The organism is Aquimarina spinulae (assembly GCF_943373825.1).
Taxonomy (GTDB): domain Bacteria; phylum Bacteroidota; class Bacteroidia; order Flavobacteriales; family Flavobacteriaceae; genus Aquimarina; species Aquimarina spinulae.
The window spans coordinates 3,799,597-3,819,434 of sequence record NZ_CALSBP010000002.1; the positions used below are offsets into that span (position 1 = coordinate 3,799,597).

Consider the following 19,838-nt stretch of genomic DNA (forward strand, 5'->3'; position numbering starts at 1 on the left):
AAAACATTATGTTTTTAAGAGAAATACAAAAAAAGGTAATCCTTTTGGCAATACTAGTAGTAATAAGTATTCAAAGTACAGCTTATGCTATAGATAAAATTCCGCTTACGGAAGGTGTAACGTATAAAACACTCGAAGAAGTACAAACAGGAATTGCGAATCAATTAGAGTATTTGATTAGTTACAATAAGACAAATGTATTAGGGAAAAAGTGGTACGTGTATGTGGTAGGTGATGATACATTTAACCCTAAAACGATGTCAGGAGATGGTGATGCATTTGTAGAAAACCAGTTTGATCTTACTGATATCGGAATAGAGAATACCCCTATAGATAATATAGAAGAACTTAATGAAGCTCTGGAAGGATATAATACAAAATTAAGAGAAGCAGGGAAACCTTTGATTTATTATGGAGTTTCAAATAAAAAGACAGCAATCCTGGTACCTTACTTTCCTCCTAAAGGAAAAACAGAATCGGTAAAATCTTATTATGCTGATCTTATAGAAGAAAAAGAACCAGAGAAAGAAGCATTGCAACAAGTTCTTAAAAAACTAACTCATTTTTTTGATAAGGAAATAAGAGCTTCATTAACAACACTAATACAAAAAACAATAGCGAAAGCTTCTGATAACGGGGTGGTAGCTTTGTCAAAATACTATTTCGCGTTAAAGAAGGAATCTGGCATAAGTGGTCAAAGTGGGGCAATCAAATGGTATTCAGTTTCAAAATATGATCATAATGGTAGTTATTTTGAAACAAACCCTATAAATAAGAAAGAGCTAAATAACCAAATAAAAATGCTATCAAGTACTGTAGGGGATAAAAACCTGAAGCGTATTAATGGATGGTACAATTATCTGATGGGAGTATCATTACCAGACTCAAAACTGCTAAAAGAGATGTTAGTTGATCTGTTAAGCAAGAGTTCTTGCACAAGTATAGAAAGTGCCGAAGTAGCTCGACAGAAAGAAATTTTTATAAAATCAGTAACTACAGAAGATGCTCAACAAATCATCAAGGCAACAGAAAACCTGTGTTCTGATGTATTGCGTACTATAGACTATACCTATATAAGTAAAGCCATACACACTATAGCCAAAGGAGGTATCAAAGAAGCTGGCGAAGCGGTCATTTTATATTATTTGCATACCATCCCCAATACCCATTATGAAGCACTGTTTGACGATCTCAAAAATGATAATAATAAACTGCTACGTACTTTACTTACAGAAATGGATGATATGTCTATCAATCCTTTTGATGAAAAACATTACACCTCATTTCTGGGTGCCCTTTTGTACATAGGACATCAAAATGATGGAGAATACCTTAAGAAAGAACGGGCATACTTACTAAACACAGTCTTTGAAGCAGAAAAAGAATTCAATTGGGACAAAAACCCCATTGCCAAAGCAATTACTCAAATAGCATCATTCAATATAGCATCAGATGATGAATATTTTGAAAAATATCTTACCAATGATGAATATAACAACCTAAGAAATATCTTACGGTTTTTAACCTGGGATACAGTTTATAACGAAGAATATTTAAAAGAACTAGCAAATACTCTGGGATCATTTCTTAATAAAAGAGATAATCATGAAGTATTTATAGAACTCTTAGAAACAGCTTTCGGAAGCAAAAAACTTACATCAAACATAGATCCGCAAAGAGAAGAACGTGTAGCTCATTTTGTACTGGATATCTTCGCTTATGTACCTCAGGATGCAAGAATATATAATTATCTGATAGGTCAGGATCTTTTGGATATGAAAATCTTAAAAAAGATAATAACCTCTGGATATGTTCGTGATTCATACGCTACAAATTTTTATAAAGGATTAGATAAAATCATTAGTCTAAAAAAAGATCAGCAGGTATATCTGACTTTGATACGATGGGCATTACGTAATGATATTGTATTAGATAGTAGCCACGAATATTTAGTAGCCAATATTTTCAATAACATAGATGAAAAAACCAAAGAAGAAAAAGAAATTATTTATAATTTTTTGACGTATTCGAGAGGAGATGTAACATCAAAAATAAAAAGCTATCAATACTTAAAGAGCTGCCTAAAATTACTTAATTCTAATGAACTCGAAGGGCAGTTTATCACCAATTACACAAAATTATTAAACGATGGTATTGGCGATGTACAAGATCGTATAAATATACTAGAATATGCACTAGACAGAGGCGAAAGTATTTTCTTCAGCGATAGCGAAGGATTAATTTCTCATCTGTTTGATAATCTGAGTATAACAGATGCAGGGCTTATATCAAAAGAATTAAAAGCCAATAACAATCAACTTTTTGGCCGTATCTGGAATGTATTGCACGATTCAGGAATTACCGAGATATGGAATACCGATAATGAGTATGCCACCAATTTTGTAAAACAATTATCTGATATTATAAAAATGGTCAACCCCATTCCTGATACCAGGCATGTAGATCAATTTCTTATGGATAAGGTAGATTATCTTAAATCAGATATCAGTAAGATTGATAAGATCGATATGGAGGAATATCTATTTACACCCATGCTCAAAACCAATCTTCTCGGAAACTCGACAGGAGGAACATACAATTATAATTATTTCAAACTCGAATCCAATATCGATTTTACTACCGAATCAGCTTATGTGACAGTAAACCTGAGGATCAAGGATGGATATGGTCAAAATGAGAAAACTATTATCGATGCCAAGAAAATAGACCCTATGAGTTGGGTAACCGTTCAGTTTCTGGATGATACGAGTATTAGTGACCAAGTATCTTATAAAAAAGGAACCATTATTATGGTACCTGCTATGTATCTGGCATGGATGGATAATCTTATAGATGGAGCCAAAAATGAAAAATTGGCCGCTATCATAGGAGAAACAGCCGCTATAATTGTTGGAGGAGTGGTGATCGCATCCACAGGAGGGGCATTAGCTCCCCTATTAGGAGAAGGAGTCGAAATTGTTTTTGCATCCGTTAATCTGGTGGTCGAGATCGATGAAGAAGGGATGAAAAATGCTTTTGGAGCCGATTTTGTACAAGGAGTACAAACTATTATTTTGTTGTATGAACTCGCACAAATTCCGGCAGCATTGCCAGAGTTATTTACACTCGCTACAAAAGGAGGAAAAATCATTGCAAAATCAGGTACAGCCGGGTTCAAAATGGCTGTAGAGGGTATGAAATCCTTCAAAGGACACAAGATTACCTATAATGGAAATCTGTTACTACCCTCTCTAAGGGGGTTGAAAGCAGAATTTCCCGATCAATTTGCCCCTCGTTATGAACAAGCAAGAGAGCTACTGGCATCACAAGAAATGGCAATCGATAATCTGGCAGCAGCAGCAGTAGAGGCTCGCAAAGATGCCAAAAAGCTTCGTGATCAAACAAAGGCTATAGTGGATGCTTTCAAGCGAGTAGATGAAGAGGATATCCTTGATATGGCCCAATTACCTAGTGGTTTTAGGTCAAACTTGATAACCCTTCTTCAAAAAGGATATAGGGTTACCAAAGGCGGTCTCGTATACTGGGGAAATACCCTATTGATGCAAATCGATATCACAGCCAAAAAAATTATCCTGATCGGGAAAGAAATCTGGAAAGAAATAGACAATACCCTTGCTCCTGATGCTGTCGTAATTACTCCTGATGGATATCAGGTACGAGTAAAAATGGATGCAGGAGAAGAAAAACCATTAGGAGAGCGAATCTTTGATATCATGAAAAGTGATGATGGTACAGTGGGATGGAAAGCTGGCTCAGACAATCCAACCGACGATCTCTCTTATGATTTCCTTGCAGGCATCAAAAACTGGAACGACACCGATACCGATGGATTAAGACAAGCCCTAAAAGACGATCCGGAGATAGCAAAACTATTTGCAGATGCAGACAATGCAGAAAAAATGAAGTTGGCTCAATCCTGGAAGATGCTTAGCAAATTCCCAGATCAGGTGACACCAAATCATGTCACACTCCTATCCAGAGTTACCGATCAGGTCAAAACCAAGACAACAAAAGGAAGTGAAGCGCTTGAAGCAGCAATCAAAAAGGCTGGGAAATTAGAGATCGCAGAATTTTTAAAAAGTTTGAATACGGCCGATCAGATTTTTGGAAAGATAAAAGGAGCAGATGGTCAATTGATTGCTTTTTATGATGTATCAATGCCAAGCATACTAAAGGTTGTAGATATTACAAATGATACAAAAAATCCGGTTTGTAAAATTATGGATGGTGTGGTGCCTGATAGTTCTTTAAAAGAATTATATGATAAGGAGCTTGTTGTATTAGGAACATATAATGGATATAATATAGTACGAAATAACAAAAATGCACTTGGATTTAAAAAGTTGACTTGGACTGATTTTTTTGCAAATATGGAGAAAGCTCCTAGTTTTAAAGAAGGTTTTAAAGATGAGTTAAGAACATTTTTGGACGATAATAAAAAAATTAAAAAATTATTTGATAGAAACTTAAATAATTCTGATGATCTCAATAATGTATTAAGAATCTGGATCATGTTGAAGGAGAACCCTACAGCAGTTGGATCAGTAGATAATTTTAATACTATTATAAGAACCAAAGAACGATTCGTATATGATGGAGAAAAAGGAATCGCCGGATTTGAAAAAGCGTTTAAAAAGAGAAATATACTAGAGCAGTCAGGACTGTTTAAAGGGTTTGAACATGCCAATCAGTTTTTTGACCCTTCAAAATTAAAAGGAACTCAGGTAGAGTTTAGTATTACAGAAGTAGATTATGCATATTATCCTAATGTTATGGATCAGGCAGGGCAAATTTGTTATTATAAAGAAGGATTGCCTACTTATAAACGAGGGATGCGAGATGGAGAAGAATTGATAAAAACAGCAGATCATACAATCCTGAAAAATAATAATAGTATTGGATTCAAAAATGGAGATTTCTATCTAGAAGAAGGAAACAGTTTTGATAAGCTATTTGATCAGTTAGGAGAAGATTGGACAAATAAAGAGTTAAGAGAAAAAATTGGAAATTTTATCGCAGATCATAAAAGCCTAAACGAAATGTTTTCTGGATCTGTAGCGATAGACCTTCAAAAACAACGTGCCAATACCTTGAAGAAACTGATTATAGATCATGACTATCCCGATGTATGTATCAAAAATCCAATGATATTAGATATCAAAGGAGAGGATCTTACCCAACTCGTTGCAGACTTTGATGCTTCTGAAGAGCTAGTTAAGTTTTTTGAAACAGATGCCAGAGCAACACAGCTATGGCAAACCCTGAAAAAAGGAAACGAACGACTCAACAACAATAAGGAGTATACCGCCATTATCCATAAAATGGAGAAAGATGGATTAGACATAGATCAGGTGCAAAGAGCAATACAAGACCAGGGGTATGACACATGGATCAATGGAGGTCTTCTCATCACAGACAAACAGTTTAAAACATTTTTTGACGAATTAGGAAAACCATGGAAAGGCGATGAAGCATTACAAGATGAATTCCTGAAATTTAAAAAAGACAATCCAGATGTTGCAAATTTGTTTACTACAATTAAAACTACTGCGGATAAGAAAAACGCAAAAGAGTATCTCGAAGTTTGGGTAGCCCTCAAAGATAAGTATTCTCAAATATGTAAAAACAAAAGTGTATTACGTATTCTTGGAGGAGATGATGCTAGACTTGCTCGATTTATAAACGATTTGGATACCTCACAAAATTTGGTCAAAACTCTAAAATCAAACCCAAAATCTTTCTATAACGGATGGTACTTACTAGACATTTTGAACCAGCGTAAAGCATGCCTGAATCAAGATGGAGAGCTAGCATTTTTGCAAAAACGCTTCAATGAAATGGATGATGATATAAAGGAATCAAGAAAGTGGACAACTATAGAAAAAGAGATCAAAGAAGCTGGTAGTTTTGAAGCCTGGAGAGAAAACTTGAGCGGGATTATTATTGATGGTAAAAACTATATAGCCAGAGATATCGCAGGAGAAGAACTGTATATCCACACCTCAAAAGATGCGAATCAGATCATCTATGGTAAAAAAGCAGGAGATAAATTTACAGAAACCATACAATTTGATCGATTAGACAAAAATCTGGTAATTACCATCCAATCGGATCAAGGCATACAAAATATAGGCAAAGCCATCTATACCGATGCTATAAAACGACTGGGAGGTAGTGATACTGTCGATAAGATAAAATTTATAGATACAGATTCAGATATTGCCAAAACCTATGGAGACCAATGGGTTGATAACTATAACTATAAATATATAAAAGTGGGAAATGAGCATACCTGGGTAAAAATGGATGACGCTGCTATAGAAGCAAAATTTGTAGATATGTTAAAAAAATCCTCTAATAAAGAGTTATACAAAAAATACAATGAACTATCACCAGAACTAAAAAAGGTATTTAAAACAGATTTTGAAGAGTATGAAGGGGCTTTTGTTAACGTTAAAAGATTCTTTGACGAATGGAAAGAGTTTAGAGGCGAATTCCCTAAGGGAGACATTTGTAATATGTATAAATAGATTAAATCTATTTTAAAAAGAGGTAGCCTTCTTTCTGATCATAAAAAAGCATGACAAAACATAACATAAAACATATTTTTTTAGGACTGCTTGTATTTTTTACAATATGTATAGCTAGTGCTACCTCTTACACAAGAGTTGATTGTTTAGAGAATGATTGTGGATTAAAAAGGTTGAGCGAACTATTAGAATCAGATAATACTAACAAGAAGTTTAAAGATTTTATAGATGCCTCTAGCGAAAATATAAAGGTATTTAAAACCGCTCATAGAATTGATATGGCGAGAGATGATGCTTTTGTTACCAATATCGAAAACTTAAAACTCATTAAAGCCAACATAGGTGATGATACTATTGATGAGTTTATATTAGAACTTAAAAACGCCGGCGGTTGGGATGCCTGGAAAGCAACATTTAATGGTGACTCTATTGATGATATCTCATTAGATTTTCTTATAGGGATCAAAAACTGGGAGGATAAGGACACAAAAGGCTTCACAGAAGCACTCAGCGATCTAGACCTTGCAAAACTATTAGCAGATGCAGACGATGCAGAAAAGATAAAACTTGCCCTATCTTGGAAAATGCTTAGCAACCATCCAAATCATATAACGGCAGATCATATTGCATTAATCACCAGAGCAAAGACTAAGTTTGAAAACGGAGAGATAAATCTAGAAGAAACCCTTAAAGAAATATTCTTGAGACCTAATAAATTACATGTACAGGATTTCTTTTCAAGCTTAAAAAATGCAGATAAAATTTTTGGGTCAATAGATATAGCTTCTTATAGCTACAAAGGCATAGTTTTTAGGATACATGACGGGAAAAACGATATTGTATGTGAATTTTCGAAAAAAGGGGAATCGTTATCCAGTAAAAAACAACTACTTAATGGGGATGATGTAATAGGGGTTTATGAAAACTATAGTATAGTACGAACAGGAAAGGAACTTGGTTTTAGAGAACAGTCCTGGATCGATTTTATTACAGGTATAGAGAAGGCTCCTGACTGGAATACTACTTATGAAAAGGATTTGTATTCATTTTTAGAAGAGAATAAAAGAGTAAGAAAAGTATTCAATAAAGCAATAGAGAATAATGCCAATGATACTAATGATGTGCTAAAAATCTGGTTGATGCTAAAACCCTATCGTAAAATAATTACATCAGAAGGTAATTTTAATACGATGATGAATACAAAAAATCGTTTTGTGTATGATGGTATAAAAGGATTGGATGGATATAAACATGCTTTCAAAAATATAAAAATATCAAGAGACTTACTGGTAGAATTAAAAAGAGCGAATACTTTTTTTGATATTACAAAATTAAAAGGAGTTGATATCACCTTCAGCTTTACAAAAATAGAAGGAACATATCATACTAATGTTCTTTATAAACATGGGCAGATTTGTTACTCAAAAAAAGGAAAATTTCATGATAAAATAACACTCGAAGATGGAGAAGTAGTACTGGAAACTAAGAATGATAAAATCCTGAAAAAAGGAGACAGAATAGGTTTTGAAAAAGGAGATTATGACTGGGCAGAATTTGAGAATACTTTAGAAAATTGGACAAGAAAAGAAAAAAATAATTTTTTAACCGATCTCGAAGCATCAGAGAAATTAAAGGAGTGGTTTTTTACACGTGATATAGATAATGTACAACGGTATGAAATAGCAAAATTCTGGAGAATCTTAAAAAATGCAAAAGTTGATCCTGCTATACGAAAAGGCGAAAGTGAAGCATATACTCTATTAGAAACCTATCAGAAAAATAATCCCAAAATACTACCAAATGACATTGCAAATAGTATTAAAAAAGATGGATGGGATGTTTGGGTGAAAACTCAATTAAAAAACAAGTTAAATAAGTTTATAGGTGAAATAGCAGGGTGGGGTACTCCACTAGAACTACTCTTCAAAGATTTTATTAGCAAAAATCAACATATAGAAACCCTTTTGCTTGAATTGAACCCGCCTGAGCAAAAAAAGATTGCTTATGCTTGGCAAAGGCTAAATAGATTCCCTGGGTTATGCCAAAAAGAAGGGCTTTTGAAATCTTATGTTCTATTAAAAAGAAAAGGAAAATACATGAAAGGGGTGCATCCTGTAGAAGTGACTCAATTGGTAAGAGCCTATAATCCACGAGAATTAACAAATACCAATAGACTTCAGAAAATGGATGAGATCAAAAAAGCAGCAATATCCAATGGATATGATCTTAGTAAACCTGTGAGGGTGATTAAATTTGAAGATAAGTTACTTGTCAAAGATGATGAAAGTCATCATATATTTCATGTACTCACCACAGAATTCAAGCAAAGAATAATACCTGTAGCAATACATGATTTCAATACTTCATCAAAAGAGGATGTAAAAACAATTTTGATATCAAAATTGACAGGTAATTATACAGGTGAATTCACGGGGGTGTCAGCCGTGAATTTTTTAGAATATGACAAGATTAAGCGTGAAGCCATAGCATATATGGATGCTTATTTTCCGAATTGGAAAACACATACTTATATAGATGAATTGTTACCATTAGTAGGCGATAATGAAAAGTATAAATTAGAATTGACAATCGACTTGAAAGTAGACAAGGTATTTGCAGAAGCTCTAAAAAAAGATCAAGGTTTGATCGAACAATGGATAATATTTAAGAAACTTAATGTAGTACATGCGATCAGAAGAGGAAAAAATGGAGAATTGAAATTTTTGAAAGATTATATGCAGAAACTTCCTGAAAAAACCTCCGAACAAATTTACAAGGAAATCAAAGAAGATGGAGGCTGGGGCGCTTGGAAATCTATTGTCACAGGCAACTCTACCGATGATATCTCATTGGATTTTCTTGAAGATATCAAAAAATGGAGAGATATCGATATTATTGAGTTAAAAAAGACACTCAGGAATCCAGACCTTGTAAAACTATTTACAGGTGCAAATGATGCAGAAAAGATAAAACTGGTTCGTTTATGGAAAATGCTGAAGGAGAACAAAGTTAAGATTCCTATTAGATTGGCAAAATATCTTAAGATAATGCTGGTATCAAAAGACCGATTTGTTTATAGCGATATAAAAGGGTTAGATGGATTTCAGAAGGCTATACAAAACAAAAAAAATCAGGTGATTCCTTTATTGAAAAACTTAGAACAGGTTCACACTATTTTTGATCCTTCTCAATTTAAGGGAGTTGATATTACGTTTACATTCATCAGGAAAGGTAGTAACAAATATTATGTTAGTGTTCATGATCAGGCAGGACAGATTTGTTATATCGCCAATGGGAGATTTCTAGAAAAAAGAATAATAGAAGGAGGAACGATAGTAAAACAAACAGAAGACGGGGGTAACATTTTGCGAAAAGAAAATACAATAGGTTTTAATAGTGGAGTTACTGAAACAGAATTTATAAAACAGTTGGAGAATTATGAAGTATATAAAATATATAGTGAGTTACCAACAGATAAAATGAAGGAGAATTTTAAAAAAGGATGGATACGCTACAAACTTTATGAAGTCCCAAAAGAAGGTAAGAATATAAGAATACTACATTCTTTTATAGACTTTATAAAAAAAGGAGGAGAAGTTTGTGATTAGAGGTCATGTGAGAACCGGTATAACAGGTACCCATATTTTTTTCATAGAAAATTAAGATAAAATAATAAGAATAGTGATATATAAAAAATGAGTAAAATCATAAAGTACATTTTTACAAGGTTACTTTTTACAGTATTGAGGCGTCAAAAAAATACCCAATGCTGGTCTAATGATTTAGTGGCTAAATTAAAAAGAGAAGCAGAACCAGAAAGTCTTCTTAATTCTTTTCAGACCTACATAAAAAACAGAACAAATGGTTGGAATGCCTATAAAATAAGATGGGAAACCACTCCTGCCAATAAGCGAAACGATGATAGGGTGCTTATGGATATTAATGAACTCAACTTTATAGATGATTATGCTAACACTTATAGCAATAAAACCTCTAATCAAATTATTAGAGAGATTGTTGATATAGGAGGATATGATGTATGGAAAATACAATTTAAAGATAATGAAGGTACAGAATCTTTAGAGCAATCAAAATCGAAGGATGGAATGCAGAACAAAAAAAGAGAGGCAAAGGTTTTTTCGATCAAAAAGATAAAATATATAGTAACATGTATCATTTTTATAACAACTGTTTATACAAGTACCGCTCAGTGCTGGATTGAAGATCTATTTGCTAAATTAAAGACAGAAACAGCCTCGGGAAAACCCTTGGATCGTTTTCAGGACTATATGACAGCCAAAGAAACGAGTTGGGTTGCCTATCAAGTTCGATTTGAATCTATTCCTGTAGAAAATCATACCAATGCACAGCTTCTGGATATTGACGAATTACAATTTATAGAAAAATATGTAGATACGTACCCCAAAAAACCAGATCAGATTATTGCAGAAATCAAAGAAGCTGGAGGGTACGTTGCCTGGAAAAAAAATGTAACAGCAGTAGCAGACGGCGATCATAAAAATATCCTAAAATTAGGAGAAAATAATACCCCTATTATTATTGATGATTCTGCAAAAAATATAATTACATTTTCAATAGATTTTGAAAATGAGATTCATGAAATAGCCAGTTTCGAACTAAGAAATGGAAGACTTATTCAATTCGTAAATATTGAAGATAAATTTAAATTAAAAAATCAAGGAATTGGTAAAGGGATGTTTCACTATGCTTTTGACAGGCTGGGAGGAACCAATACGATTGATCGAATCCCTGATAAGTTTATTAATCGCAAACTTTCTGACAATTTTGATCATTTTCAAGAGGACTTGTCAGATAATTTAACACCAGAACAAGCAGCACTGGCAACCTATACAGGTAAATGGGTAAAAGATAAATACCCATTTGTGAAAATAGATCCTAGTATTGTTGATAAAATCAAGAATTCTTCATCTACCGATTTAATTGTTGTTAAACCAGAATTTGTGAAAACTGCTGTAGAATCAGTAAGACCAGAATATCTGGAATCACTAAGAAAAGATATAGAAAATTTCCCTGGTTATTTTGTTGATAACGAAGTGCTTGAAGGGTGGAAGGTGTTGCATGATTTAAAAATCGAATGTACCAAAGACAATCTGGATTTTCTACAAAATTATAGTCAACAAAATCCTGATAAAAGATGGATTACAATCAAAACCAATATTCATGAAAGTGGAGGATATGATCTTTGGAAGCAGTCAGTACAAGGAAACAGTGATGTAAACAATACCTGGGAATTTATAAAGGAATTAGGAGAAGATTGGAGTACTGCCGATAAAGAAATGCTAAAATCTGATCTGAAAGAGTCTTTAACCCTCGAAAACGCTATCAACGAAGATCTTGATGTATTAAAAATATGGAAAGCAGCATATGAAATTAATCTACCAAAAAAAATACGGCTTAATACCAAAGGAGAATTAGGGGTTATCGATATATATACGGCAGAGCAATCCTCAGGAAATGTTCTTTCTGTTGCCAGAAAAATAAAAAAAGAAGGCTGGCAACAATGGTTGATTTATGATGCAGGATATACCCTTAAAAAAATAGGGAAAAGAAACATTGAGGTTTATAGCAAATTGGATGGCGATATCTTATTCTATTATGTGAATGGAAATTTCTTTACCAAACATGAAACAACATTTTCGGTTGATAAGCAAGTGTTTTCAGGAAACCTGTTTGTAGCCAAACATCCTCAAAAAAGAGAAATAGAACTTGAGATTTTCAAAGATGCATTTGGCGAACTGGTAAAGAATACCCCTATCACTAAAATAGAAATGAATTGGGATAAAAGTGCATCAGAAATAGTGTATAGGGATTGTTTCGCTACGTTTAAAAAAAACCTCGTAATTATGAATCCCAATGAAGCAGCTCAGAAGACTTCTATAGGAAAATGGGCTATAGAACAAGGGTTTGAAGAAAGAGTGCCTCTAAAAGATGCAAAGGCGATACAACAAGGAGTTAAAAAGAACATTACCATACAATTTGCCAAAACAATTGATGGAAGTATAGATTATGAATTTGACACTTATGTTAAAAGACAACTAGAAGATTTTCGAGATTTTTCTAAAAACTCTGAAATCGATATATGTATTAAAAGAGTAGAAAAAGTTGCCAGAAGAAATGATATTAAACAATTAGCCAGAATATTTGGACTTGACAAGACAGTAAGAGGAGAAAAAATATGGAACTCAAAAAAATATTATATACCTGCTTATAGTAATACTTTAAAACTTGATGACAAAAACCTTCCTGACTTAATATTATTAAATGAGGAAACAAGAATCCCTTATGAAGTATATGTAAAAGATGGAAAGTTATATAATGATAAACTTGGATCCTTATCAGATTTTAAGGAATCTGAAGAATCTATTTTGATTTTTGTTATGGACTCAAAAGGAAATATATATGTAGGAATTAGTAAAGACAAAGTGTTTCATCATTCTAGTTTTATACCAGAAGCAAAGTTGTCAACCGCAGGGCAGTTTCATTATAAACAAGGAAGATGGATAATTGATGTAGTAAGCGGGCATTATGTGCCTGACTTGGAGTCTCTTAAAAGTGTTGTGGAAGAGTTGACTATACGAGGGGTTAGTATTTGGGATATAGAAATAGATAGCTTGATTGAGTAATTAAAAACAATTATATTGAAATTTATAGTTAAAATAAACCTCATAATAAAAGGAATACTCATACTCCTATCAATGTATTGTAGTTGGGGTAATATCAACAGTAATTCTGATTGCTGGTTTACAGATTTAAATACTAAGCTAGAGAATGAAGATATTAGTAGTGAGTTTAAAAGGTTTATAATTGAAGAAGAAGATAGCTTTGATCTATATGCCATTTTATATGATGCACTTCCGGTAGAAGAACGTACAGATGACATCCTTACCAATGTTGATAATCTAAAAATTATTCAAAAACATATAAAACATTATCCTGATAAATATTCTAAGACCATTGTTAAGGAAATCAAAGGTGAAGAAGGAGGATGGAAAAAATGGAAAAAAGTAAATTTTGAGGATGAATTGTATGGCGACTGGGATGAGATATTGATAAAAGAATTTAAAGATGAAATTAATAATAATAAAAAACTAAAAGATCTCTTTGATGCTGCAGACCGGGATAAGCGTGTCAAATTAGCATATGCATGGAAACTATTGTATGATTTTCCAGAGTTAAGGTTGAGGTCAGATGTTCTTGAATCTCACATAAAAGTAAAAAGAGTCTGGGGACCTTATAAAGATGTAGGAAAAGAACCTGTCTTATTGTCCAGCCTCACACTAGCTTACAAGGTTCCTGTAAAGGGAGGGAAAAATAACATTGAAGGACTCAAAAACATCTTTTTAAAAGATGGATACGATTTATCAGAAGGTGTTATAAATGTTATCGAATTACCAGATAAAACTTTATTAGTGATTAGTGGTCATGATCATTTAATGGCTTTAGAACAACTGGGACAATTAGTAATTCCTATTCAAAAAGTACATTTTAATAAGGTAGATAAATCTTTTTATAATCAAATTTACTTTTTTCTAGAAGTTTCTAAAAAAATGGGGATTTACACAGGTGATTTTAAGGTTAAACTATCACCACTCGATATCCATAAAGTGAATGATGAAATTATTGAGTTTATAACAGAAAAATTTGATAATAGTACTATTGGTCCTTTACATAAGGTAGCTAACATTATCGGAGAAGAGTATATGGAAGCTTTTAAGATAGATTTTTTGAGAGAAAATGAATTTACCGAAATTATTCTTGAAAATTATAGTTTGGCTTTATCCTGGAAAATTACTGAAATAGCAGGAATTGATAAAGCAATAGGTCTTGATAAAAAAACGTTGGTTTTTATCGATGAATTTATAAAAAAAAAATCAGGCACAGCTATAACTCCTGAAGACATTGCAGAACAAATAAAAATTGCAGGTGGATTTGATCAATGGAAAAAACAACAAACTAGAATAAAAATAATTAATGGAAAGGAATATATAGTAGAAGAACATGGAAGTAGTAATTCATTAATTTACAAACATACCTATAAGGAAAGTATTTCATATGCTGTTATGAATGCACAAGGATCGCCTGATACCCCTTTTATGGTATGTTATCTTGAAGAGAATACCATGATTACAGACTTTAAAAATATATCCGCAAACCTGCGCAAACATAAAGTAGATCAAAGTGTTTTTGAAGAAGCCTATAAAGAGTTACGTAATGAAGGGGTTATAGAAAAAATACAGTTTTTATGGACCAAAGAAACAGACCCGGATTACGATCTGTTTATAGAGATACTTGATCAACAACTAACTTTACAAGAAACACTACAAAAAACTCGTACAGGAAAATGGGACCCTATTTCAAAATTTCCTTTGGTACTGCTAAAAAAAATAGACGAAAAAACGATAGTGATTTCTGTTCAAAAAAATGGAGTCAGAGGGGAATTTTATGATGAGATGTTATACTGGGAACATCATCGAATTTTATTAAATGATGATCTAAACAATAGTAGTAAACTTCGTAGTTATATAGAAGATGATCCTAGGCTTGTATACATCTGGAAAATAATAGCGGATCTTAAAGAGCAAAATGTTGATGCCCGACAAGGAGAAAATAACTCCCTTATAGATGTACAACAATATTATTTAGAAAGCGGTAAAAGTACGAGTGAAATTACCAAAGAAATAGATAGAGCGGGCGGATGGGATAAATTTAGAAAAAGACTAAAAGAACAACTTGAGGAATCAGATGGAGGTATTATAAATGTAAATGGTAAGGATTATATCCGTAAAATCATTAATGAAAAAAAAGTGGACATACTAGATCAAAATAATGATATACGATTTCTTAGTTATTATCTAGATCAAAACTATGAATCGTCATATGCTACTTTCTATAATCAAGATGGCAATTTTGAATTTGACATATCAAGGATGAAAGGTAACGATCTTGATTTTTCAATTTTTAAAGATGGGTTAGCTAGATTAAATAAAACCGAAGAGGTTACTAACATTATATCGACGTTGCATAAAAATTATACACCCAGTACTATAGAAAACACAAATGAATTTATAAAACGCCTAAAAAAGCATAATGAATCTGCAAAAGAAGCTGCTTTTTCTTTGATAATAGGACAGTGGGCAAAAAAACTAGGATATACAGATGTCGAGATTAATCAAAAACATCTTGAGAATTTTTTAAAAGGAGGTGTAGACCAAAAACTTACTTTGAAATTCACAAAAAATAAACCAGGAAATGATGTGTTAAAACAAAAAACCGTAATGGATAGGTTAGAAAACTTTCGTCGTGAGAGTAAAGAATCCATATCAGAGAACAAAATCTGTATCAATCTGGCAGAACAAATAGCCGAAGAGAACAATACGGAAAAACTGGCAAGAATATTTGGATCAGACAAAACTATAGAAGGTAAGGAAATGTGGTCTTCGGGAAAAAAGTATATAACCAAATATTCAAACACTCTGGTAGAATCTGATTTTAATCACCTTAATTTAAAGTTATTGGATAAGAAAGCCCGAAAACCCTATGAAATACATGTAAAAGACGGAGAATTATATAACCAAGAAATAGGAAGGTTGTCTAGTTATACAGAATCGTATAGTGCACCTCTCATTTTTGTAATGGATGCAAATGGTAAAATTTATGCAGGAAAATATGAAAAGGGTATTTTACATCAGTCTAGTTTTTTACATAGTAAAGATGTGGTAACTGCAGGACAATTTGAGTATGATAATATAGGGGGGATGTTAATCATAAATGTAAAAGGAAAGCATTATGATTGTAGTATAGATTCTTTAAAAGATTTGGTAGAAGAAATTACTTTAAGAGGAGTTGATATATCTAAAATAGTAATAATGAATCCCAGACAATAACCGAGCATCGAGTATAGCAAGGTACGATTTAGTTGCGATTCTGAAACCAAGGAGAAAAAAGAACATTGTGTATACTGGGATGACAAAAAACAATGAATAAGGAATATAGTACTTAACACAAAAGAATAGTGATAAAGCTCAATGAAAAATAAGCTCATAATGAATTTTAGAGACCATCATCTGTTACACTTGTTTTTAGGAGTGTTACTATGTAATATAGTATACTCACAACAATTACCCGTAGAAGTTACTCCCCAATTGATTCCCCCTTATAATTTTAGATTATCAGACTATGAAGCGATTACTACAGAAAAACTAATAGTAAACCTACACCTTACCGATATTAACACATTTAATCGGCAGGTTCGTTTAAAATTATTTATAGAGAATAATGCGGGATTATCGATCCAAAGTAGTGATGTGGTACTAGGTGCAGCTCCTATTTTTTTGGATGGTGGGGTGTCATTACGATTAAGCAATCTAGATTTACGTCCTTATTTTTCTCTTCAGAATCTAAGAGGGGTTACTCCACAACAATATAATACCCCTTTGCCAGAAGGCTTATACCGTTTCTGTTTTGAAGTATACGATATAAAATCAGGCCAACAACTTTCTCGCAAAAGTTGTGTTGCTGCATATCTGTTACTTAATGATCCTCCTTTTTTAAATCTCCCTAAACGAGACGAACAGGTTGTTATTCGTGATCCGCAGAATATCATTTTTCAGTGGACTCCCCGTCATCTTAACGCTACCAATGTAGAGTATGAGTTTACGTTATCAGAATTATGGGATAATGGTATGAATCCGCAGGCTGCTTTTTTAGCAAGTCGCCCTATTTATCAAACCACTACCTATGCAACAACTACACTTTATGGTCCTGGTGAGACCATGCTACTACCCGATAAGAAATATGGATGGCGGGTTCGAGCTATTGTAAGTGATGGAATTACTAAAAGTGCAGTTTTTAAAAATGATGGGTATAGTGAGATTTTTCATTTTACTTATGCAGGTGATTGTGTAGCCCCTCAATTTATAATGGCCAAAGGAGTAAGCCCGGTTCAGGAAAAAATTACCTGGCAGGGTGTACAACACAAGCAATATATTGTAGAATATCGTAAGAAAGATGTAGAAAATGCGGTATGGTTTGGTAGTGAAAGACCCATTTTAGAAGAAGAAACGACGATTTATAAACTAACCCCTGGTACTACGTATGAGTTTAGAGTAGGAGGGCAATGCCAGGAAAATGGTCCATATACCTATTCACAGATTTATGAATTCACAACCCAGATAGAAGATGGGGAGAGTACTTATAATTGCGGGATCACGCCAGAGATCAAAATCGAAAATCAGAACCCCTTACCAGAGTTAGTACCAGGAGATACGTTTACGGCAGGAGATTTTCCTGTATTGGTTCATGAGGTCTCTAGTAGCAAAGGCAATTTTACGGGGATGGGTTGGATCAAAATCCCATATTTAAATGATATCAGTGTAGGTGTAGTTTTTAAAGGAATTGCTATCAATACCGATTATGAGTTAATCAAAGGAATGGTAGAGACTACCTACGATGTAACCTGGAGCAATGTTGACGATATTGGAGATGAGATAGGAGTGATCAAAGAAATAACCTCAGTATTATCAGATAAATTAAATGCCTTGATTGTGATGGTAAAAGAAGAAATAGATCTTGCCGTGCAAACGGGGTTAGCTCAAGAGATGATCCAGGGGTGGATTGATGAAATGGATCTGACCGATGAGCAACGAGAAGTAATGGGAATTTTTAAAGCCGATATAAAAGAAAATATTAAAAAAATAAGAGAAGATATAGCTAATGGAGTTTATGACGAAGAAATAAAAAACAATCTTATAGATACATTTATAGAAGAAGAAGTAGAAGTTAAAGAGACGCCTTATTATGTGGCAGAAGTAAAAAGTAGTACGAATAAGAGCAAAAGTTTTTTTCCTATCGTAGGTGATCCGAAGAGTGCTAAAAAATACAAATTTAATGAGACAGTTTTTTCAGTACGACAAAGAGAACCTATGCAACTCTCTATAAATACCATTGAAGATGCAGCTTCTTTCTCTGATCCGGTTTGGTTTATAGATAAAAAAGAAATAGGAGCAGGAGAAATAGTTTCATTAGATCGGAGAGAGTTAAAGAGAAACGCAAAAATTGTAATTAGAGATAGAAAAAATCCAGAAAACGAATTTCAATTTAGAATAACAATTTATGAAAAACCTATAGCTACTTTCGAGTTAGTGACGAATAAAGATGATTTTAAAGGAGAATTTTTATTTGATGATGCTAGTAAAAAAATATTGCAAAGAGCAGGAGACTATATGGAAATAGGAAAAGAAATTTTTCATAAAAAATATGCTTTGGGAAATAAAAAATATCATGTTCCTGTGCTAGGTGTCAAAAAAGATCAGACCGTTACTCTAAAGATAAAACTGACCAAAGTGAAAAAAAAAGGCCCAGATTTCAGGATAAAGCTGAAATCAACTAATCCTTCAAAAATAAAAATAAATGGTGATGATATGCATGAGATTACAAGTAATGCTGTAATAGATATTTCGGTAAAAGAGATTTTAAATGAAGATGAATATATCAATGTTTATGATCATAGTGAAGGGCTTATTGGTAAACTCAGAATTGTATGCAAACCAATAAAAAATGAGAATTTAAAAATTGTTTTTATAGAAGATAAGACAGGTCAAATTATAGCTGATATCTCTGAAGAAGAAATATTTTCTGCACTAAATATGAATGGACATAATCAATTATTTAGAAAATGGATTACAAGAGAAAGTGATACTATATCAATCAACACTCTGGTAGAAGAATATTTAAAGATAGATTTAAGAGAAGATAAACAGAAGGTAGAAAAGGAAATGATGGAAAATGTCAAATATATAGGTAAAGCCTATGGATGGTATAAAAAGATAGTGATAGGTTCTCAAGACTATTCTATTCTATTTGTATCAAACCATGAGCCATTAAAAAAGGAAACCATTAAAACAGGAAATGGAGTAAAAATTGAAAAGAAAGTGCAAGGGGTTAACATGTTAAGCAAAAAAATAACATTAGTACATAAACATTATACAACAAAGCATGTGATTCATGAGTTAGGGCATCAATTGGGATTACCCCATACATTTTGTCATGAAAAAGAAAGTTCTGATAAAAATTGTCAAGAATTGATAATTATTAAAAATAGAGAAATACCAAAGTATGACGCAAAATACAATTTCATGGATTATTTACGCAATGATATGGTTGTAGACACTCGAAATATGTTTTTTACATATCAGATGGAGGAAATTAATAGTAGAGATTAACGAAAAACGAAATAATAACACTTCA

Annotated in this window: 5 protein-coding genes; all 5 read left to right on the forward strand. The window is 32.9% G+C overall.

Translation table 11 applies throughout. The features are described 5' to 3' along the window. Positions 1 to 8: 8 nt before the first annotated feature. The 5 genes from NNH57_RS21745 (at position 9) to NNH57_RS21765 (ending at position 19,813) form a co-directional block, all read left to right on the forward strand. Positions 9 to 6,551, forward strand: coding sequence for a hypothetical protein (locus NNH57_RS21745; RefSeq protein ID WP_108809304.1), 6,543 nt, complete (start codon positions 9 to 11; stop codon positions 6,549 to 6,551). Between the two features lie 50 nt (positions 6,552 to 6,601). Continuing rightward, positions 6,602 to 10,159, forward strand: a complete 3,558-nt coding sequence (locus NNH57_RS21750) for a hypothetical protein (protein ID WP_108809305.1) — start codon at positions 6,602 to 6,604, stop codon at positions 10,157 to 10,159. Positions 10,160 to 10,246: 87 nt separating this feature from the next. Next, the gene (locus tag NNH57_RS21755) at positions 10,247 to 13,216 is read left to right on the forward strand and encodes a hypothetical protein (protein ID WP_132066143.1); all 2,970 of its coding nucleotides are present in this window, start codon (positions 10,247 to 10,249) and stop codon (positions 13,214 to 13,216) included. Positions 13,217 to 13,231: 15 nt separating this feature from the next. After that, positions 13,232 to 16,477 carry a hypothetical protein gene (locus tag NNH57_RS21760; RefSeq protein ID WP_132066141.1) on the forward strand — a complete coding sequence of 1,082 codons (3,246 nt, stop codon included), beginning with the start codon at positions 13,232 to 13,234 and terminating at the stop codon, positions 16,475 to 16,477. A gap of 159 nt (positions 16,478 to 16,636) precedes the next feature. After that, the gene (locus tag NNH57_RS21765) at positions 16,637 to 19,813 is read left to right on the forward strand and encodes a hypothetical protein (RefSeq protein WP_108809308.1); all 3,177 of its coding nucleotides are present in this window, start codon (positions 16,637 to 16,639) and stop codon (positions 19,811 to 19,813) included. Positions 19,814 to 19,838 lie beyond the last annotated feature (25 nt).